Source organism: Microcoleus sp. CZ3-B2 (assembly GCF_036705055.1).
Classification (GTDB): domain Bacteria; phylum Cyanobacteriota; class Cyanobacteriia; order Cyanobacteriales; family Microcoleaceae; genus Microcoleus.
The window spans coordinates 44992-67618 of sequence record NZ_JAUBTN010000021.1; the positions used below are offsets into that span (position 1 = coordinate 44992).

Sequence of the window (22627 nt, forward strand, 5' to 3'; positions counted from 1 at the left end):
CTAGTAGTAATTGTATAAATCAGCGTATCGCCCGCCTTGATGGTTGCCGGAGCAGTCTTTTGGGTGACAATATCGGCACCAGGACTGACGCTGGTGGACACGGTGGCGCTGGGGTCGGTACCGTTGTTGTTGCCAGGAGTCAAGTCGGGAGTGATCGAGCTACTTCTGGCGGTGTTGCTGAAGGAAGTTGCTGTCAGGGGTACTGTGAAGCCGATCGTCCGGTTGACTGTTTCACCGTTGGCGATCGCCACGGGTGGGAAGGTAACAATTCCTGTCACTGCATCGTAAGTGCCCTCGTTAGATGCCGTGACTCCCGTTAATCCGGGAACGATGCTGTCAGTGATGGTTACAGCTTGTGCCGGACTGGGGCCGTTGTTGAGTGTGGCGATGCTGTAGCTGACCGAGCTGCCGGGGATAGCAGTGGTAGAGCCGGTTTTGGTGGTTGCCAGATCGGCGTTGGGCGTAATAGTTGTCGTAACACTAGAGTTGGTCGGAGTTCCCTCTTTGTTGGTGGTGGAGCCGTTGTTGTTACGGTTGTTCGGGTCGGGAGTCGCCGATCGGCTCCGAGCCGTGTTGCTGATGGTGTTAAGCGTGGCTGGCGCAACGAAACTGACGGTGCGGGGCTCAGTCGCCCCGTTTGCCAGCGTCGCCACCGGTGGAAAGGAGACAATGCCGGTTTGTGCGTCATAGCTCCCGCCGTTGGAAAAGCTAACTCCTGTTAAACCCGGAATAATACTGTCAGTGATGGTCACGTCGATCGCTGGGTCGGGCCCCCTATTAGTCGTGTTCAGCGTGTAGGTGACGGTTGACCCGGCAGCAGCAGTCAGATTGCCGCTCTTGGTAGTGACTACATCCGCGACTGTATTGACAATTGTGGTAAAGACTACACCAGGCCCATCGACTTGCCCCGGCGGGGATATAGCGCTGTTGTTGCTGAGGTCAGGGTCGAAAGTCGAGCTATTGCTGAATGCAATGTTAGAAAAAGTAGTGCCGACAGGTAAATCAGACCGCACATTAACTGTCACGCTGTAAGTGAGAGTCTCGCCGGGATTGAGAACGGGAACTACAGGCCAGGTGACAGACTTCGTTTGGTTCTGGTAAGTGCCATTATCCGAGACATTGAGAATTGGCGGGTTTCCGGGGGGAATGAGCAGTTCAAAAGGTATTTCGTCTTGAATCTTGACGTTTCTAGCGGGCGCTGGCCCTTTGTTGACCGTTGTAATCGTGTAGGTAATGCTGCCCCCTGGCTTGATGAACGCAGGGCCGGTCTTGATCGTGCTCACGTCAGCCGAGATAGTCGGAGGATTTACCGTCTCGACTACCAGGTTTTGAAGTTCGTGAATGTTGTTGGCACCTCCTGTGGAACTGCCAAAACCAAATTTGAAAATTGGCGGTACTGGGCCGTTTTCGGTTGACAAGTTGGGGATGTCGATCACTGTAGTTTCGTAGGTGCCGTCAAAATCCCTATCGAAGGCAACGGTGAGGCGATTGGGATCCACCTTGTCGTTAGATGGATTTAGGGTAACTTGAACGGCTCTTCTGGCTTGATCCCGATCGCTCGTGAAGGTATTGCTGAAATTAAAACTGCTGCCGGCAACAGGGCCACTAAAGTCAATGCTCGTAGGAATGTTATCGATGCCGAAGGGAACGATCGCATTTGTTAAAAACGAATAACTATTTGCTTGATTTCCTCTAATAGTTACTGAATCAGGTCTGAAAGAACCAATAGAGGAGCCGGGAATCGAAGGAGGCTCCGGGCCAGAGCGCCCTTCTGTGGATGTTGAAAAATTGCCAAACTCGTCAAGCCCAATGCCTAAATAACCTCCGTCAATACCGGCTGTACCCGTTCGTGGAGCATAAGCCAGAGAACCGCCAAAACCCCCAGTCCTGGTTGGGCTAACAGTGCCATCAATCAAGAAGAAACCCAGCCCGTCTCCTGGCTGAGGGCTAATAAAGCCTTGCGGAGACGCAAATTGCTGGCTTGAACCGTAGGAATAAAAATCAAACTTAACTCTGATACCGTCGGTTGAAGGAATGGGGTTGTTGTAGATGACGAAGGCTTCCCGGTTGTTTACTGCTGGAGTTAATCGCAGGGCACCATCGCCTGGAACACTGCCTCCGACAGCCGGAAGTATGCCGGATACAGTCCCTCCGGTAATGCCGGGGATATCTTGAGAAGATGCTGGCCCCCCAGCCGGATTGAACAGCGCACCGCCTGTTCCCCCGTAAATCCAAGGCCCCCTAACTGTGGCGTTCTTGAAAGTTTCGTTAACTAATGTGCCTAGGGTGTAGCTGTATGCTTCGAGCGCTGCTTTTTCAATGGCGATACTCGCCTCGATTTCCCCTGTCGCAAATTCTAATTTCCAGTCGCCGCCTAGTGCCGCGCTCCCCGTCAAGTTGTCGGAGGCTGCAATATCTGCACCACTAATTGCCTTCAGCCGCCGCACGAAGGCCCGGCCGCTTTCTCCGGCTGCGACGCTGCACCCGCACAACAAGATAGCTCCTCTCTCGCTGAGGCTTTTTCCCCACTGCTGCAACAAATGGCTGTAGGTTTCTATGTTGTCGCTGCTCAGGGCGATCGACCCTAGTTGCACTGCTGCTTCTCGACCGTGAGAAATTATTTGCAGGCTGTCTAAATTGCTACAACTAGCCAAAATTGTAGTAATTTGCTCGACTCCATCCCGCTGCGAGTCGAGTATAAATACTTCTGTACCTGCTGTTGCTCCGCTTGCCAAGCTGTCGTATTGCTCTACTCTGGCATCGAGGAACAGCACATTTTTTACACTCCGGGCGATCGGCGATTCTGTTACTGGCAAAAATTCTGTTTGGGAGTTCCCAATTCCCGCACTCTCATCGTTTTTTGAGGAATATAAACACCAGTCTCCATTTACTTCTTGTATTTTTTGAGCGGGATGAGTTGCTATTATTCGGGATGTTTTGTTAGTAATGCTTGCGGTGGTATTGCTTACTTTTTGGGTTGTGAAAATTGGTTTGTTGCAGATGCTTTGCATGGTAGAATTCCCTGAGTAATAATTGCCGTAAGATGCCCGTTTCAAGATGATAGCGACATCGGAAAAAAAAGCTTGGATTGCAGAGTTATCAGCTATGCAGCTTGAATGTGATCGAGAGCAAGAGGCTTATTTTACTCAGCACAAAGCTGTGCTATCTCGCTCTTTGATAGCATTGCAAATATAGTCGGCGCAAGCGCTGAAGATTGGGAACTTAAATTCCACCAATCTATCTATTAGGAGATATTTCGCATTCGATTTTTGCGATCGAGTGTATTTTTATACCCGCATTTTTTTTACATCCGGCAACGGACAATAACAAGAATTCTCAAAAATTTATTTTATGAGGTTTCTGTCGATCGTCCAATGCAGTTTACGGGTAGAGAAATTTCACTATTTCTGAACTAAGAAACCGGGCTTCACAGACAAAAAGAGTTCCTTGCAGCCCTCACTCCCGGTAAAAAACCCGGTTTCTTGGGTTTTGGTGCGCTAGCCCCCTTCGCAATCGCCCAAAGAGATTAATTAAGGATGGGATTGCTAGAAAGCGGCCGGGACATCATTAGGCCGGCAGCATCCAAAACCTGTGATTAAACTGAAACATACATACCCTGTAGCGACGAGGTGTCTTAAAAATTTATGAGTTGCAGTCTGGAGACAACAATTATGGTTTGAGACTGCGTTTATTTGCACAAAAACAGATTGGTACAGCTAGCAAGAAACTTCTCACTCCAACTGTCAACTTATAGTCTTCTAGCGAGTTTATGTTTGAGGTTAATGGTCGGGACAATTGTTTGTACACAATTTTTCATGATGTTTTGCAGAAATCGAGTTGCAGATGTGTTTGTCAGCTACTGGCGATTTTTATTCGCTCATTTTTTCAACTGCAGGAGGGCGTCTAGGAGAGTCGGAACTAACTTGATTCCTAGATTTTTCGCCACCAAATTCAGATTTATTCTCTAAACCTGGTTTTTGCGTGCAAGTCCTCAACTAGAAAAGCACCGGATCGCAGTCTGCCACTTATAGCAACTGTAACCAAGCAATACTGCTCGATTAATTTTTAATTGCTGAGTTGTGGCACGGCTTGTGCTGAAAAAGATCCAACAACAATCCTTACACTTAAGTACATACTAACTTATCAATTACTGCATCAGCAAATTTACGTAGATAGTAGCCCCATTACAAGCTATATCTTTTCACCGCGAACGTCAAGAGTTCTGGCTCGGTAGTAGCGACAATCAAGACAGGGCCCTGAAAGATTGACTGCACAACGGATGTAATGAGAGCGGGCGTTGTACTCGCGATCTCGCCGATCGCATAACCGAGGTCTTCTACGTAAGTGCGATCGACCGTTGCTAGTTGATTTCGCACAGGTATGTTTGCTACCGCTAGCCCGACCGCTGCAATTTTATCTTGGGCTTGGCTCTGGCCGATCGCATCACCCACAAAGACAGCAGCGACGGAGCTAAACCTATGAAAATAATCAAGATAGCAGTTAGTACATTTAGTCAACTTGTGTGGGGAATATTTTCTTTAATTTAGGCGATCGACAACAGAAAATTATCCGCCGAGAGACGGTTTTAAATCATAAAAGTTCCCGGAAAAGTTTGAAACTTTGCCGGTGCGTTAGCCGTTTGCTGGCTGCTACTCGCGGGAGAGCGGTTATTTTACAAAACTAGACAGGAGAAACCGGGTTTAGTTCAAAAACAGACAAGCCCGTAATAGGTTCGATCGTTCGGACTTTAATCCTCTTTAAATCAGAGGACTAAAATCCGAACGATCGAACGGTTGGAAAAAATCCGGTTCCTCTCAAAAACCAAAACGGTTAAACCTTAGCAACATCCGCCGCTAAATCCATCAATGTACTAGAAGCCTCCACCTTCGCAACATCCAACAAAGTCTTTAAAACCGAATCGGGATTCAAACTAATCGAATCAATTCCCAACTCCACCAAGAATCGAGCAAACTCAGGATAATCGCTTGGTGCTTGACCGCAAATCCCAATCTTGCGATCGTACTTTTTCGCCGCTTTAATGGCAATTTCTATCATCCGCTTCACAGCTTCATTACGTTCGTCAAAAATGTGGGCGACTAAAGCAGAATCTCGGTCTAATCCTAATGTTAGCTGAGTTAGATCGTTAGAGCCGATCGAGAATCCATCAAAAACCTGGGCAAATTCATCAGCAAATATGACATTGCTGGGCAATTCGCACATCACATAAACTTGCAAGCCGTTTTCACCCTTGACTAAACCGTGTTTTGCCATCTCAGCTAAGACTTTTCGGCCTTCCTCCGGCGTGCGACAAAACGGAATCATCGGAATCACATTTGTCAAGCCCATGGAGTCGCGAACTCGCTTCAATGCTTTGCATTCTAAAGCGTAAGCTTCGCGGTAATTCGGGTCGTAATAGCGAGAAGCGCCGCGCCACCCAATCATCGGGTTTTCTTCTTTGGGTTCAAACTGCCGCCCTCCCAAAAGATTAGCATATTCGTTGCTCTTGAAATCGCTCATCCGCACGATGACAGGATTGGGATAAAATGCGGCGGCGATGGTGGCAATTCCGCAGGCTAATTTGTCGGTAAAAAAATCTGGTTTGTGTTCGTAAAGTGCTGTGAGTTTGCCAATTCGACGCTTGACGGATTCGTCGGTCAATTCGTCAAAGTGAATCAGTGCCAGGGGGTGCGTTTTGATGTGGTTGGCGATGATGAATTCCAGCCGCGCTAAGCCTACTCCGTTGCAAGGAATTGCTGACAAACTAAAAGCTTCTTCTGGGTTGCCGACATTCATTAAAATTTGAGTGCGGGTGCGGGGCAAATTGTCGATTGCACTTTCTTGTATTTCAAACTCCAGTAAACCCGAATAAACTTTGCCTTCGTCTCCTTCGGCACAACAAACAGTAATTTCTTGATTGTTTTGCAAGACTGTCGTAGCATCGCCGGTGCCGACAATTGCGGGAATTCCCATTTCTCGGGCAATGATGGCAGCGTGGCAAGTGCGGCCGCCGGAATTGGTGACAATGGCGCTGGCTTTTTTCATGATCGGTTCCCAATCCGGGTCAGTTTTGTTGGTGACAAGAACTTCTCCAGCTTCAAATTCGGCGATTTTGTGAGAGTCTAAAATGATATGGGCTTTGCCTTGTCCGATCGCTTCGCCCACGGCGCGTCCCGTTGCCAAAACTGTGCTGGAACCGTGCAATTTGTAGTTCCGCAAAACTGTAGCGGATTTTTGTGATTGTACTGTTTCCGGTCGCGCTTGGACGACAAAGAGTTCGCCAGTATTGCCGTCTTTTGCCCACTCGATATCCATCGGCGTGTAGGTTCCCCGCACTTGGGAATAGTGTTCTTCGATCTGTATTGCCCAACGTGCTAGTTGCAGAATTTCGTCATCGTTAATGGCGTATTTGCCGCGTTCTTTTGGCGATACTGAGACGTTTTTGGTGTATTTAGAACCGCCAAGATCGTACACCATTTTGATGTCTTTTGTACCGAGCAGTTTGTCGAGAATTGGGCGGAAACCTTGTTTTAATGTGGGTTTAAAAACTAGGTATTCGTCGGGGTTTACGGCTCCTTGAACGATATTTTCTCCTAATCCGTAGGCGGCGGTAATTAATACGGCATTTTTGAAGCCGGTTTCGGTGTCGATGCTGAACATGACGCCGGAGGATGCTAAGTCCGATCGCACCATTTTTTGCACGCCGACGGATAAAGCGACTTCTAAGTGGTCGAAACCTCGGAGTTGGCGGTAGGAAATTGCTCTGTCGGTGAAGGTGGAGGCGAAGCATTTGTGACAGCATTCGAGCACGCCGGTGCAGCCGTGAACGTTGAGGTAGGTTTCTTGCTGTCCGGCGAAACTCGCGTCTGGTAAGTCTTCGGCGGTGGCGGAGGAACGTACTGCTACGTCGGTGCCCTCGCCGTAGCGATCGCACAATTTTTCGTAAGCATCGGCGATCGCCGCTTGCAGTTCTTCTGGAAATGGTGTACTCAGAATCAATCCGCGCGCTTCCTTGCCTTTTTGTTGTAGGTTGTGCAGGTTTTCTACGTCTAAATCAGCAAATATTTCGCGCAATTTTGCTTCTAAACCCCCCGCAGAGATGAAGTAGCGGTAAGCGTATGCTGTAGTTGCAAATCCGTTGGGGACGCTGACTCCTTTGGGTTTTAGCTGTTGGATCATTTCGCCCAAAGAAGCATTTTTACCGCCTACTAATGGGATGTCGGCGATCCCGACTTCATCAAACCACAATACTAAGGCTTTTTCTTTGGGAATTAAAAGTTGTTGTTGACTTGCTAATTTTTCTAGCATGAGTTTTTTCCTCTCAACTTCATTTCTGTTCTGTCAGTTGATATAGCCTTTCAAGCTCTCATAGGAGGTACTATCCGGCCTAGGGCATACCTCACTGTTTTAAGAACCGCTATATGAGATTTGAGATTGTACCTCTTCCATTCATTCACCAATAATCTGAAATAGCCTGGATCTGTGTCGATTCGCCTTTCATCTGGGGTTTATATCAAATCCTCTCTTCATCGAAATAGTAAATTCACTGTTGACTGTTGACTGTTAACCGTTAACATCATTTGAATCCACAAGCTTAAACTCTCGTCTCAACTTTTGGCTCGATCGCGAGTTCTACCTTCAACTTGTGTATCGCTTTTGGGCCGGGGCAAAAGACGGTCAACAAAAAACTGTCAACTTTTTAAGGTATTTTTTCGCGAAGTTTATCGAGTTTTTTCCTAGGCTGTATCCAGCAGAGTTTTTGATTGCCTATATTTCAATAGTATCACTTTTTTTATAAATAGCAAGACTGGTAGAAAAAAAAATCATTGCAAAAAGTTAAGAAATGGCTCTGGGGATTTTATGTAAGCTATTATAAAAAAAACTGGCGGACAGATGAATATCTAAGATAGTTGCCACGGTTTTTTTGCACTGACCGCGCTGTGCGGGGACAGGGCTGGGATTGTTTTGGTAGCCGAATCTACGGGCAAAAAAGAATTGGTTGCTGGGGGCGATCGCCCAAAAAACACAACACCAAGCAGCTTTGTTTATTGAAAAAACCGAACTTCTCAAAACCGCAACGCAAAAGTTTGATTCCTGATTGGCTTAACCTAATCGGAGCGCAAACACTCGTTCTAGAGTATTAGAATTGAGTTGCCCTCAAGGGCTTTAAATTATTGAATGATCTGCCTCGATCTGTGTCGCACCTTGGGAAATCTGCGGTTAACAGAGCGATCGAATATTTATGCAACTCAATTCTATTTTATAGCCTTTCAAGCTCTCCTATGAGGTGTGCCGAGGTATGCTGCAACCCTTACAGTGTCAAGCTTTTCATAGCAAAACTGGTACTTCACCTTTTAGAGAAAGGCTATATAACCTTTGTAATGGGTTACTGGTAATAAAAATTGTCAACTGCGAGCTTTTGTTTCCATGCTCAATTACCTTTTTCCCTACGAGCTGTAACTCATATTACCTTCCAAAGGCTGTAGTTGTTAAACCGGCAGTTTTTTAACTTTGAGTAGCGGTATTTTGGGGTATTAAATTATTTATATGCTATAATAGTTAGCTCGACTGCCTTAGGACAAAAAACAAGGTATATGATATCAGTTTTGAACTCAACCGGAAAGAAAAACGGCTTTAAAGTTCTCTTGGTCGAAGATAATCAAGCCGAAGCCGAGCTGATCGAAGAATTATTATTAGAAAGAAACGTCAGGAGACCAGAAGCGCAAAGGCTTTCTGTAAGCTGTACAGACCGTCTCAGCACAGCGCAGCAACTTTTGAGGGACGAACATTTTGATGTGATTTTACTAGACCTTTCCCTGCCAGACAGCCAAGACTTGAGTACAATTGTCAAGATACAAGAATACAGCCTCAATACTCCGATCGTCGTATTGACTGCCCGCAACGATGAAGAACTAGCCGTGAAGTCAATCCAAGCAGGAGCTCAGGATTATTTAGTCAAGCGAAAAATTGACAGCGAATTATTAATGCGATCGCTCCGCTACGCAGTCGAGCGGCAGCACAACCAAGAAGCTTTGCAAAAAAGCGAAGAAAAATATCGCTCGGTAGTCGAAAATTCCCTCGTCGGAATTGCAATTATTGCTCCTCCAATTTCCCCCGATTTAGTCGGCAAATGCGAGTGGTTGGAAGTTAACGATGCTTTGTGCGATTTGCTGGGATACAACCGCCAAGAACTTCTGCAGGGAAATTGGGAAAATTGGAGTTTTTATGAAGATTTGCCTGCCAGTTTAGAGCAGTTAAATAAAATTCTGACAGGGAAAAGTGAAGGCTATGTTTTAGATAAAAGGTGGCGCAAAAAAGACGGAAAAACTATTTATACGAGAGTTTCGCTACGCTGTATTCGCGGCAGAGACGGCTCGATCGACCGGATGATTAAAATAATTTTGGACGTGAGCGATCGCTACCGCTACGAAGATGAATTAAAAGCATCAAAAGAGTTTTTGAATCACACGATCGATGCTACTCCCGATCCAATTTTTGTCAAAGACGAGCAGCACAGGTGGGTTGTATTAAACGACGCTTTTTGCGAGTTGATGGGGAAAGGGCGATCGGAACTGATTGGGAAATCTGGATACGAGTTTTTACCCGCAGCACAAGCAAATTTTTTTGAACAGCAAGACCGAGAAGTTTTTCAAAGAAGCCTGCCTCAAGAAACAGAAGAAACCTTTACTGATTCCGCAGGAAAAAAGCGGATTATATCTACAAAAAAGACGGTTTTCAATAAAACCAACGGTACTAAAATGTTGGTCGGAACAATGCGAGATGTGACCGAGTACAAACGCCAGCAAATAGCGCTGCAGGAAAGCGAAGCTCGATTTCAAAAAATGGCTGCCAACGTGCCGGGAATGATTTATCAATTTCGGCTATCTGTTGATGGGAAAACATTTTTTCCCTATGTTTCTTCTGGTAGTATCCAGCTCTACAATTTAAGACCGGAAGAAATCGAAAAAAATGCCCATTTGCCTTTTGCAACAGTTTATCCTGACGACATCTCAGACTTGCAGCGATCGATCGCAAATTCAGCGACAACCCAGCAAGCTTGGCAACACCAGTGGCGGCAAGTTGTGGGAGAACGAGTGAAATGGCTGCAAGGCGCTGCCAAACCGGAAAAACAAGCCAACGGCGATATAATTTGGGATGGTTTGGTGATGGATATCACTGAATTAAAACAAACCCAGCAAGAGCGCGATCGCTTCTTTAATATTTCCCTAGATTTACTTTGCATTGCAGGTTTTGATGGCTATTTCAAACGCTTAAACTCCGCTTGGTCAAATCTATTAGGTTACAGCATAGCCGAACTTATAGCCAAACCTTTTCTAGAATTCTTGCATCCCGAAGACCTAGCAATAACTACAGATGCAGTAGAAACACTAAAAAACGGCAACCCCGTTATTAACTTAGAAAACCGCTATATTTGCCGTGATGGTAGTTATAAATGGCTGTCGTGGACGGCATCGCCCTTTGCTGAAGAAGGTTTGATTTATGCAGCGGCCCGCGACGTAACACTGAGCAAACAAGCAGAAGCTGAATTGCGAAAGAGCGAAGCCACCAACCGCGCTCTTTTAAACGCGATACCTGACATGATTTTTCGCTGTCGCGCTGACGGTACTTTGGTAGACTTTAAACCCGCAAAAGACCTCCTGACTCTAGTACCGGCAAACATATTTATTGGCCAAAAAGCACAAGACATATTGCCGTCTGCTTTTGCTGAAGAAATCTTGTCCGCTAATCAACAAGCCCTCGATACAGGGGAGGTTCAAGTTCTAGAATATCAACTGCCAATTCAGGATGCACTGTGCCATTTTGAAGCGAGAATTGTCTTCTGCACGGATGACGAAATTATCGCGATTGTCCGCGACATCACCAGCCGCAAACGTTTCGAGTCAAAACTCCAGCGACAAGCCGCAGCAATGGCAGCCGCTTCCGAAGGTATAGGCATTGTTAAGGCCAGCGGAGAGGTGATTTATGCCAACGCAGCTAAACTCAAAATCTACGGTTACAATTCCGTCGAAGAAATGTTGGGCAAAAGTTGGAAAATATTTTATGAAGGTGCAGAACTTGCAAGGTTTGAGGAGGAAATTATGCCGACTGTAGTGCGGCAAGGTTATTGCAGTACGGAAGCTGTAGGCTGCCGCCGCGACGGCTCTAAATTCCCTCAAGAAATCTCGCTGACAGCCTTGCCAGACGGCGAATTAATTTGCATTGTTCGCGACATTGCTGCGAAAAAGAAAGCTGAAGCAGAGTTGCAAGATAGCAAGCGCTTCGGCGCTAGAATTGCTGAGGCAAGTCCTAATATTTTGTATGTTTGTGACTTAATAGAACAAAAAAATATCTATGCGAATGCTTCTATTTATCACGTTCTCGGCTATACGGTAGAGGAGATTTTGGCGCTCGGGCCGTGGATGCTGTCAAGTTTCATCCACCCGGAAGATGCTATCAAAATGCCTGATTATTTACAGCAAGTCGAAACTGGCATTGAAGGGGATATATTTGAAATTGAATACCGCCTCAGGCATAAGGATGGTTCTTGGCGCTGGATTCTCAGCCGAGATACTGTTTTTGCTAAAACAGCAGAGGGTAAGTTAAAACAAATTCTCGGTACGGGAACTGATATTACTGAAAGCAAGCAAGCAGAAGATGAAATTAAGCTGTTGCTGGCGGCAACTCAAGCAATTAGTCAGTCGGCAGATTTTCACAGCGCCCTCCCGGATATTTTGCGGTTGTTGTGCAATGCGATTGGCTGGGATTTTGCGGAAGCTTGGATACCTGCGGCTAATGCTAGTGTTTTGGAACACAGCAAAACTTGGTATGCTAGCGATCGCGATTTAGATAAATTCGGTCGCGAAAGTAAGAAAATTAGATTCGCCCCCGGAGTGGGAGTGCCGGGACGGATTTGGTCAACCCAAAATGTAGAATGGATGGAAGATATTTCTGCCGTCAATAATTCGTTGTTTGCCCGATCGCAAATGGCGGCAGCAATCGGATTGAAAGCTTGTTTCGGAGTGCCGATTCGCACTAAATCTCAGGTGCTGGCAGTTTTACTATTTTGCAAGCGTTCTCGCTCGATTATGGAGCCGCGCGTAGTAGAGTTAGTCAAGGCGGTAGCGACTCAATTAGCTTCTCACATTCAGCGCAAACAAGCTGAAGAAAAATTGCGTAAAAGTGAAGAAAGGTGGCAGTTAGTTCTTAAAGGCAATCAAGACGGAATTTGGGATCTGAATCTTCAAACAGATGAAGCTTTTCGATCTGCCCGCTGGCAAGAAATTATCGGTTATGCAGACGGCGAAATCGACAGTTGCAACAGCGAATGGATCGATCGCATCCATCCAGACGATCGCGAGCGAGTGCAAGCAGCGCTCCAAGATTATCTCGATCGCCAAACCCTCAATTACGCCGCCGAATACCGCTTGCAGTGCAAAGACGGCAGCTACAAGTGGGTGCTAGCCCGCGCTCAAGCAGTGTGGGACGAAGCCGGAAACCCCCTGCGGATGGTGGGTTCGATGACGGATATCAGCGATCGCAAACAAGTAGAATTAGCTTTGCTGCAAGTCACTCAAGCCGTCGAAAGTACCAGCGACGCGATCGCCATCGCCGACTTAAAAGGGCGGTCTCTTTACCACAATAAAGCCTTCATTCAGCGTTACGGCTACAGAGTAGAAGAACTCAACGAACTCGGCGATCGCGCAGCCCTTTATCTCCGGCCTAAAACTTACAAACAAATCTATAAAAACATTCGCCAAGGTCGCTCTTGGTGCGGCGAAATTGCGCTGCAAACTAAGAGCGGTGAAGCTGTTACCGCCCTGGTGCGAGCCGACACTATTAAAGATAAAAATTGCCATTCTATCGGCTTAATTGCAGTCATTACCGACATCACCCAACGCAAAGAAGCCGAAGCAATTTTGCACCAGCAATTAAAGCGCGAACAGTTGGCAACAGCCATGATGGAACGCATTCGTTCTTCTCTCAATCTCGAAGAAATTCTCACCAACGCTGTCGAAGAAGTGCGACATTTTTTGCAAGTAGACCGCACTGTTATTTACCAATTTAAGTCGGATTGGAGCGGGTTTATCGCTGTCGAGTCGGTAGCTGACAATTCCCTACAAATTCTAGGAACAGAAATTTACGACCCTTGTTTTGGAGAAACCTACGCTTCTCTTTACCAAGACGGTAGAATTAGAGCCACAGATGATGTTTACAATGCCGGCATCGCCGACTGTTACTTGACTTTGTTGGCTGGGTTGCAGGTGAGAGCGAGTCTGGTAGTGCCGATTTTGCAAGGCCAAAACTTGTGGGGGCTGTTAATTGCCCACCACTGCACGGGCGCGCGTCCCTGGCAAAAAATGGAGGCAGAGTGCCTGAAACAATTGGGGGTGCAGTTGGCGATCGCGATCCAGCAATCGACCCTATTTGAACAAGCACAAACCGAAATTGCCGATCGCAAACAAGCAGAAGCCGCTCTGCAATTAGCCGCTGAATCCGCCGAATCCGCCAATCGTGCTAAAAGCGACTTTCTCGCCAACATGAGCCACGAATTGCGGACACCTTTGAACGGAATTTTAGGATACATTCAACTGCTAAAAACCGATCGCAATTTAACGGCAGATCAGCAGGAAAGTCTCAATAGCATCCACCAGTGCGGCAACCATCTGCTAACGCTGATTAATGACGTTTTAGACATCTCAAAAATCGAAGCTAGTAAAATGGAACTGTCACCGATAGACGTGCATTTTCCCAGTTTTGTTAAAAGTATTGTTGATTTGTTCCAGATGCGGTCGCAACAAAAAGGAATAACCTTTAATTATGAGCAAGTATCGGCGCTGCCAAACACAATTTTTGCTGACGAAAAAAGGTTGCGCCAAGTTTTGATTAATTTGCTCAGCAATGCAGTTAAGTTTACCCTGAGCGGTGGCGTAACATTCAAAGTCGGTTATGCAGAAAATCCGGTAGAACAACCTCCTCAAATTAACAGCGCAGAATTGAACTTCACACCGAAAGTAGCGCCTAAAAGAATCAATTCAATCGCGAATTTAGACGCACCGATGGCAACACAAGAAGCGTGTGAAGCTATAATTTCAGCAGCAAATAAAAAGCAATTACGAGTTGCTAAAATTCGCTTTCAAGTCGAAGATACTGGCATGGGCATCGGGCAGGATAAATTAGAAGAAATATTTTTGCCTTTTCATCAAGTGGGCGATCGTAGCAATTTCGTCGAAGGTACCGGACTGGGGCTTTCCATCAGTCAAAAATTAGTCAATATGATGGGCAGCAAAATTCACGTTCAAAGTACCTCGGACAAAGGCAGCATATTTTGGTTGGATCTAGACTTGCCCGCAGTCGCCGAGTCTTCTCAACTCCCCGCCCCGCAAGAAAAACGCCGGCTTATCGGTTTTAGCGGCCGCCAGCGGAAAATACTGATCGTGGACGATAACGAAGTAAATCGCGCCATCCTAAACAGGATGCTTTCTCGTTTGGGTTTTGAAATCGCCCAAGCCGTAGACGGCGAAGACTGCTTGCAAAAAGCACAGGAATTTCTACCGGATATAATTTTAATGGACTTGTTGATGCCGGTAATGGACGGTTGGGAAGCTACCAAGCTGCTGCGACAGTTGCCGGAATTAAAAGATGCGGTTATCCTTGCTTTATCTGCTAGCGTCTACGAGATTACGAGGCAAGAGAGTATACTTGCAGGTTGCAATGATTTTCTCACCAAGCCGATTCAAACTAACGAGCTTTTAGAATTATTGCGCCTGCATTTGAGACTAGAATGGATTTACGAAGACGGAACAGGAACCAAAAAACGGAAAGCTCAAACTCCCAAAATATCATCTGAGATTGCTGCTGACTCAACAATAGTGTCTCCTAGCTCAGAGTCAATCTTAGTCTTGTTAAGATTGGCTGCAATGGGCGATATTGAAGCTATTCTGGAGGAAATTGCTAAACTCGAACATTCAGATCCGACATTAGCGCCTTTCGTTCATCACCTGCGGCAACTTACTAAAGGATTTCAGCTCAAGCAAATTCGAGACTTTTTGAAGCAACATTTGTCCTAACATTGAGGGTAGTTAAGAGAAAATTTAAAATTAGTTAAATCTCGCGCCCCGATCGTCATTGTCAATAACGCAATACGCTTGGATTAAACCCGATCGCCCCTAGCCCCCTTGAAGAATGGGGGAACCCTAAGCGATCAAAGTCCCCCGACTATCCGGGGGATTTAGGGGATCAGCAGAAAATAAACACTGTTAACTGAACATTCTCGCCCTAAAACGGTGGTTGCAAATAGAATCATCTACGAAGCAACGGGGTTTCTAAAGCCGCAGAACATTAGTTGAATCCGATTGTAAGTCACAATTGACAACCCACAAATCAAAAATTTGAAGATTTCCGTTGAATATGAAAGATCAGAATTCCACAAGAAGCATCATACTAATTGTAGATGACAACCAAACCAATCTCGACGTACTTTTCGAGCTGTTAAGGAATTACGGCTATAAAGTATTAGTGGCTCTAGACGGCGAAAGCGCGATCGAGCAAATCGAATACATTCATCCCGACTTAATTCTTTTGGACATCATGATGCCAGGAATTGACGGTTTTGAAACTTGCCTGCGTTTGAAAGCAGACCAGTTAACCCGAGACATTCCCATCATCTTCATGAGCGCCCTTTCCGACACCCTCGATAAAGTAAGAGGCTTTCAGACAGGAGCCGTTGACTACATCACCAAGCCCTTCCAGCACGAAGAAGTATTGAGCCGCATTGAAACTCACCTGACAATCCGCAGCTTGCAAAAAAAACTCGAAGAAAAAAACCTCGAACTCGCCCACCTCAACCAAAACCTAGAAAGACTTGTCGAACAAAAAACCAAGCAATTGATCGACCAGGAAAAAACAGCAATCATCGGACGTTTGACTCAGGGCATGGTGCACAACTTCAGAAGTCCGCTGCAAGTAATCCAGACTAGCGTCGAATTGATTGAAACAAAAGCCACAGAAATGCAAGAAGACTCTTTTTTTAGTTACACAAAATATATTTTTCAAGCTGTCACAAAAATTAATCAGATCATGGATACTCTGATGATGAAAAGCAGAGAAGAGCAAAAGCAAGATTTGCAGCCTGTGAATATCAACGATTTAGTACAACGAGAAATTCAGTTATTGGAAGGAAATATGTATTTTAAAAATAAGATTAGAAAAAAATATTTTTATGACGACGAAATTGTCACCATTCCCTTAATTTATTCCTATATATCTCAAGTTTTTTATAACTTAATCAATAATGCAATGGATGCTATGTGGGCCAAGAAAATCCGGGAACTGACTATAGTGACCCGGCAAGATGACTCCAACATATACATGGATATTTCAGATAACGGATGCGGTATAACACCTGAAGATTTATCAAAACTATTTGACCCTTTTTACACATCAAAGCCACCTAAAGGCGAAGAAAAAACCGAAGGAGAACCGACAGGAACTGGTCTCGGACTTTATACTTGCCTTGAACTTTTAAAACCGTTTAATGGCGAGATTGCTATTAGCACTAATCTCGGTAAAGGCAGCGTATTTACAGTTGTGCTGCCCAAACAGCAGCCAACTCAACCGACCAATTAGATAACCAGAGTTAAGCTCACAATTAGGTTTTCGATCGGGTTCGTAGTGAGGACTAAAGTCCTCACTACAAACCGGCGTTACTTATCAGTGATTCAACCGAGACAATTTCCTAGCGTATTCCGTAAATTCACTGTAATTGACCTACGTTCGCAGTCACGAATGCAACTCTTTCTCGACAATCCGCGCTTTTTTGCCTTGACCCTTGCTATTTCCCTGTCAAAGGTTGTAAATTAAAACAGAGTAGAGTTGTAATATCAATAAAAAAATGATAATTTTAGCCCGCTAGGTGTGGTGCGAAGTCAATAATCTAGTGTCCTGTCGTTTGACCGCACTATATAATTCCGATGTTACCGGATTTGATATAACCTACTGCAGATTAAAGTTCACACTACGAACGGTTTTTGTTATAATAATTGACCCGACAGGATATAATTTGCTGCGATAGACTCAATTTTACACATAAATCTGGAGTCAGTAGGCATCCAGCGCACTCTAAACCGTCCGGTTCAAGTTATCCAAAAATAAGCTAGGTAGCTTCATCCGCTGCTACATTTTTATTAAATACTAAAAAATAGCAATGAAATCTGTTTGTGAGTCAACTTTAACGCTTGCTACTTTGAAAGTTCTGTTAGTAGAAGACTGTGCAGAAGATGCAGAACTCATTCAAGAATTGCTGTCTGAGTATCGGTTGAGAGGATCGATTGAGACGACGAATGTAGTTCGCCTTCAAGATGCTATAGAAATTTTAAGCTGCAAGATTTTTGATGTAATTTTATTAGATCTCACCCTTCCTGACAGCCAAAAATTCAATACTTTTTTCCGGCTGCAAGGTTGTGGGATCAATATTCCGATCGTCATTCTGACAGCCGCCGATGAGGAAGAAATGGCAGTTGAGTTAATTGCAGCAGGCGCGCAAGATTATCTGGTAAAAAAACAAGTAAACAGCAGGCTGCTGGTGCGGACGCTGCGCTGCGCGATCGCCCGCGAAAAACGGCAAGCACAATGGCAAAAAAGTCAAGTAAAATACCAGCAACTTGTTGACAATATCAAAGAAGTTGTTTTTGAAACAAATATTGCTGGCGATTGGACTTTTCTGAATCCGGCGTGGACGGAAATTACTGGATTTACCGTTGATGAAAGCTTAGGAAATTCCTGTTTGGGTTACATTCATCCAGACGACCAATTTCAATATTTAAATTTGTCCAGAAGCCTGAGCAAAAATCAAGGAACGTCTTGTTGCTATCAAATTCGATATCTTACTAAAAATGGCGAGATTCGGTGGGTGGAAGTGCAGGTTTTTTTGATTTTGGGCCAGGGGGAGGCGCTGGGGACGACAGGAACTATTAACGATATTACCGATAAAGTTTTAGCATTAGAGGAGCTGGAAGCTAGTAAAAGATTTTTGAATTATACGATCGATGCAGTTGCCGATCCAATTTTTGTCAAAGATGAACAGCACCGCTGGATACTGTTAAATGATGCTTTTTGCAAGCTGATGGGCAAGCCGCGCGAAGAACTGCTAGGTAAATCGGATTATGACTTTTTCCCAAAAGAAGAAGCGGATTTTTTTTGGAATAAAGATGAACAAGTTTTTAGGACGGGAGAAGAAAACGAGACAAAGGAATTTTTTACGGACACCAGCGGTGCCCAGCACATTCTGTCTACTAAAAAAACTCTTTTTGAAAATACCGAGGGCGGTAAATTTTTGGTGGGTATAATTCGAGATATTACTCAGGATAAGCGCCAACAATTAGCGCTGCAAGAAAGCGAAGCTAGATTGCAGCAAATTGCTGCAAATTTGCCGGGAATAATTTATCAATTTCGACTTTCAACCGACGGCCAAATGTCTTTTCCTTACATTTCTTCTGGTTGCCGCGATTTATATGAATTAGCCCCAGAAGATATTCAGCTAAATCCCGAACTTATTTTCAATTGTGTTCCTCCAGACAACCGGGCAAAAATTTACGAATCAATTGCTGTTTCGGCGGCAAATATCCAGCCGTGGCAGCAGGAATGGTGTGCGATTTTGCCCTCGGGAACAGTTAAGTGGATGCGAGGGGTTGCGAGACCGGAACGAGTGGATTTTCCGACAGCAAGAGGGCAGGAAGGGGATATTGTTTGGGAAGGCATGATACTGGATATTACTGATTTAAAACTAATCGAAGCAGCTTTGCGGGAGACGGAAGCCAGATTTCGATCGCTCGTTGAGAGTATTCCCGGCGCTATCTGCCGCAGTTTGTACGATGCTGATTGGACGATGGTGTTTGTTAGCGATGAAATTCAGGCAATTAGCGGCTATCCGGCTGCGGATTTTACCGACAACAGCCGCTTGAGTTTTGCTAGCATTATCCACGAGGTCGATCGTCCAATGCTTGCAAAACAAATCAGAGCAGCGGTAGAGTCAAAACAGCCGTACCATGTAGAATACCGGATTGTGCGGGCTGACGGAGCCCTGCGGTGGCTGTCGCAAAGAGGCAGACCGACTTACGATCGAGAAGGGTTGGTTTTGTGGTTGGATGGAGCGATTTTTGACATTACCGATGGCAAAACCGCCGAACTGACTCTGTGCTTGGTAACTCAAGCTGTAGACAGCGCTAGCGATGCGATCGCGATCGCCGATTTGAACGGCTGTTCAATTTATCACAATCAAGCATTTATTCAGCGCTACGGCTATACAGTTGAAGAACTAAATAATGCCGGCGGCCCGGGAGCAATGTACAAATCTCAAGAATTGAGAAAGTTATTTAAGGTGCTGTGGAAAGGTTTGTCCTGGAGCAGTGAAATTGCACTCAAGGCTAAAAATGGCGAAATTATAGAAGTTTTCTTGCGAGCTGACTGCATTAAAGATAGCGACAATAAGCCAATAGGAATGATGGCAATAATTGCCGACCTCACAGAAATAAAACGCACCGAATCGGCATTAAAACTCAGTCAAGAGCGATTGCAGTTGGCGGTTTCCGGCAGCTCTTTGGGGCTGTGGGATTGGAATGTAGCCACTGGCGAAACTTATTTCGACGCGCAGTGGAAATCAATGCTCGGTTACGCAGAAAATGAAATTGAAAATAACCTTCAAGCTTGGGAAAATTTGCTGCATCCCGAAGACAGGCTGAAGGCAAAGGAATCTTTAAAATCCTGTTTTGAAGGTTGCACCGATATCTATGAAGTTGAATTTCGGCTGCTCAACAAAGCTGGAAATTGGCAGTGGATTCTGGCGATGGGTAAGGTGGTCGAGTATGACGAATGGGGTGGGCCGCTGCGGATGACAGGCGCTCACAAAGATATCAGCACCCGCGTTGAAGCTGAAGCCGAAAAAACAGAGTTGATCGTATCTCTGCAACAACTTGCCGATCAGTTGCAAGCAGCGCAAAAAATTGCCCGCATGGGGAATTGGGAATTCGATATTCAGACACAAATTATTACTTGGTCGGCGGAAGTATTTAGAATTTACGGTCGAGAATTGAATCAGCCGCCGACAATGAAAGAACTTTTAGAGCAAATTCATCCCGATGACAAAGAAAAGTTTACACAAGTTGTGCAAAAGGCAGTGACTGAAGGCACAGCTTACGACATTGACCACCGGATCTATTTTCCATCAGGAGAAATCCGGCACGTTAACGGTAAAGGACGAGCTGTTAAAAATGAGTTTGGTCAAGTGGTGCGGCTGTTTGGCACGGAAATGGATATTACCGATCGCAAAAAATCAGAAATTGCTTTGCAAGAAAGCGAAAAACGGTTTCGAGCTGTATTTGAACAAGCGGCCGTCGGCATTGTTAAAGTGCGGCCAGACGGTTCTTTTTTGAATGTAAATCCAGGCTTTTGCAATACTGTCGGGTACTCAGCATTGGAACTGCAAGCCCTAAATCTTTGGGATATTTCGCACCCGGAAGAGATAGCAGCAGATGTCGATATGGCAAAAAAACTGTTAGCTGGGGAAATCTTTAATTATGCACTTGAGAAACGCTTTGTACGCAAAGACGGTTCATTGGTTTGGGCGAACGTGACTGTATCTTTAGTGCGGGATGAGTTTGGGGAACCGAATTACGGACTTGCTGTGATTGAAGATATTAGCGATCGCAAACTTGCCGAGTCTATTTTGCGTCAGCAACTAAAGCGAGAACGTTTGGTGGTAGGGATGCTGGAACGCATTCGTTCTTCTCTCAACTTAGCAGAAATCTTGACAAAGGCTGTGGCTGAAGTCCGGCAATTTTTGGATACAAACCGGACAATTATTTGTCGCTTTAATCCTGACTGGAGCGGTTTTGTAACTGTCGAATCTGTAGGGGAGAATTGGCGAGCGATTCGGGGAATAACTATTAACGATTCTTGTTTCAAATCCACCAGCTATGCTGCTGCTTACAAAAATAATCGCACTGTAGCGATCGATGATATTTACCAAGCCGGTCTTTCCCAGTGCCACATTGATTTGTTAAGTCAATTTCAGGTGCGAGCTAATTTGGTAGTGCCGATTTTGCAAGGCGAGAACTTGTGGGGATTATTGATTGCTCACGAGTGCGCGGGCCGCCGCCACTGGCTGGAAATTGAGGTGGAGTGTCTCAAACAAATTAGCGTGCAATTGGCGATCGCGATCCAGCAATCGACGCTGTTCGAGCAAGCACAAATTGAAATTGCCGATCGCAAACAAGCCGAGTCAGCTTTGCAGGAATCGGAAGCGCGAGAACGCTTAAAAGCACTAGAGTTGGAAGCAGCAATTAATAAACTTAAAACGACTCAAGCTCAACTCGTTCAAAATGAAAAAATGGTGAGTTTGGGTCAGTTAGTTGCTGGTGTTGCTCACGAAATTAACAACCCCGTCAGCTTCATTCACGGCAATATCAGTCCGGCTAGCGGTTACAGTTTAGATTTACTGGAATTGATTCAAGTTTACCAGCAATACTGTCCCAATCCTCCGGCGGAAGTTTTGGATAAAATTGATGCGATAGATTTAGATTATATTGTTGAAGATTTTCCGAAATTGTTTACTTCGATGCAGGTAGGAACCGAGCGCATTGTAGAGATTGTCAAATCATTGCGTAACTTTTCCCGCTTGGACGAGTCGGCGGGGAAGTCGGTCAACATTCACGAGGGAATTGATAGCACTTTGATGATTTTGCAAAATCGGTTGAAATCTCACAGCAGCCGTCCGGCGATTCAGGTAATTAAAGATTACCAGGAACTGCCGCAAGTTGAGTGTTTTCCGGGCGAGTTGAATCAGGTATTTATGAATATTTTGATTAATGCGATCGATGCTTTGGAAGAACGGGACAAAAGGCGGACGATCCAGGAGTGCGATCGGCATCCGGGCGCGATCGCGATTCGGACTTATCCGGCTGCTGCAGGCTTCGTAGCGGTATCTATTACCGACAATGCCGGGGGGATACCGGAGTCGGTGCGATCGAGGCTGTTTGACCCGTTTTTCACGACTAAGCCTGTGGGCAAGGGTACGGGTTTGGGACTGTCGATTTCTCACTCGATTGTAGTCGATCGGCACGGCGGTCGATTGAGCTGTATTTCGACACCGGGAGAAGGATCGGAGTTTGTGATTGAAATTCCAGTGCGATCGAATTTAACTGGTAGTAGTTCTAGTTTGGGAAAATAAATTAGGAATTGGCAATAAAAAAGTAGACGATAAATTGCATTTATTGACTTTCCTCGGAATGAAATCATCTGCATTAATCTGTGTTCATCTACCTGTCATGTGGGGTAGATATATCAATCAAAGTATACAATTCAATTCAATGTTATTCTTCCTTATTCCCTCTTTTCACCCTGAGCGAAGCCGTAGGGTCTTCTTCCCTCTTCCTTCTTCCTTCTTCCTGATGACGTTGGAGGGAAAGATCGGGGGGCGACAGCACTAATGACTAATAACTAATGATATCGTTTCCGGTAGCATCGTCAGGTGATTTAACCGGCGCTAGGGCGCAGAGAACACAGAGGAAGACAAGAGAGAGATGAATACAGAACTATGAAGCGCGGATTTGATCTGACTCGATTTTATCATTCCGAT

The 22627-nt window shown here is 45.4% G+C and carries 6 protein-coding genes; 3 read left to right on the plus strand and 3 right to left on the minus strand.

Annotated elements, in window-relative coordinates; all coding sequences use genetic code 11:
• The 3 genes from QUA97_RS12220 to ppsA all read right to left on the minus strand — a co-directional run.
• The coding region (locus tag QUA97_RS12220; RefSeq protein ID WP_333194720.1) for a DUF4347 domain-containing protein at window positions 1-3011 on the minus strand (3011 nt) is incomplete at its 3' end.
• A gap of 1173 nt (window positions 3012-4184) precedes the next feature.
• On the minus strand, window positions 4185-4517 hold the full coding sequence (locus QUA97_RS28295) for a hypothetical protein (protein ID WP_442922510.1): 333 nt from the start codon (window positions 4515-4517) through the stop codon (window positions 4185-4187).
• A 313-nt stretch (window positions 4518-4830) separates the two neighbouring features.
• Window positions 4831-7305 (minus strand): phosphoenolpyruvate synthase, encoded by a 2475-nt coding sequence (ppsA, locus tag QUA97_RS12230; RefSeq protein WP_194065853.1) that lies wholly within the window; start codon window positions 7303-7305, stop codon window positions 4831-4833.
• Between the two features lie 1286 nt (window positions 7306-8591).
• On the opposite strand from ppsA, the gene QUA97_RS12235 reads away from it, so the two are divergent.
• From QUA97_RS12235 to QUA97_RS12245, 3 genes are all read left to right on the plus strand, one after another.
• Complete coding sequence (locus QUA97_RS12235) at window positions 8592-15065, plus strand: PAS domain S-box protein (RefSeq protein ID WP_333194721.1); 6474 nt, start codon at window positions 8592-8594, stop codon at window positions 15063-15065.
• A 340-nt stretch (window positions 15066-15405) separates the two neighbouring features.
• Entirely contained in the window at window positions 15406-16623 is a 1218-nt protein-coding gene (locus QUA97_RS12240) for a hybrid sensor histidine kinase/response regulator (RefSeq protein ID WP_194065850.1), read from the plus strand.
• 577 nt (window positions 16624-17200) lie between these two features.
• On the plus strand, window positions 17201-22219 hold the full coding sequence (locus QUA97_RS12245) for a PAS domain S-box protein (protein WP_333194722.1): 5019 nt from the start codon (window positions 17201-17203) through the stop codon (window positions 22217-22219).
• The last annotated feature ends 408 nt before the right edge of the window (window positions 22220-22627 follow it).

Excerpts from the sequence above, each read along its gene's own strand:
- QUA97_RS12245 (WP_333194722.1), top strand. The coding sequence starts at position 17,201 with ATGAAATCTGTTTGTGAGTCAACTTTAACGCTTGCTACTTTGAAAGTT.
- ppsA (WP_194065853.1), bottom strand. The coding sequence starts at position 7,305 with ATGCTAGAAAAATTAGCAAGTCAACAACAACTTTTAATTCCCAAAGAA.
- QUA97_RS12235 (WP_333194721.1), top strand. The coding sequence starts at position 8,592 with ATGATATCAGTTTTGAACTCAACCGGAAAGAAAAACGGCTTTAAAGTT.
- QUA97_RS12240 (WP_194065850.1), top strand. The coding sequence starts at position 15,406 with ATGAAAGATCAGAATTCCACAAGAAGCATCATACTAATTGTAGATGAC.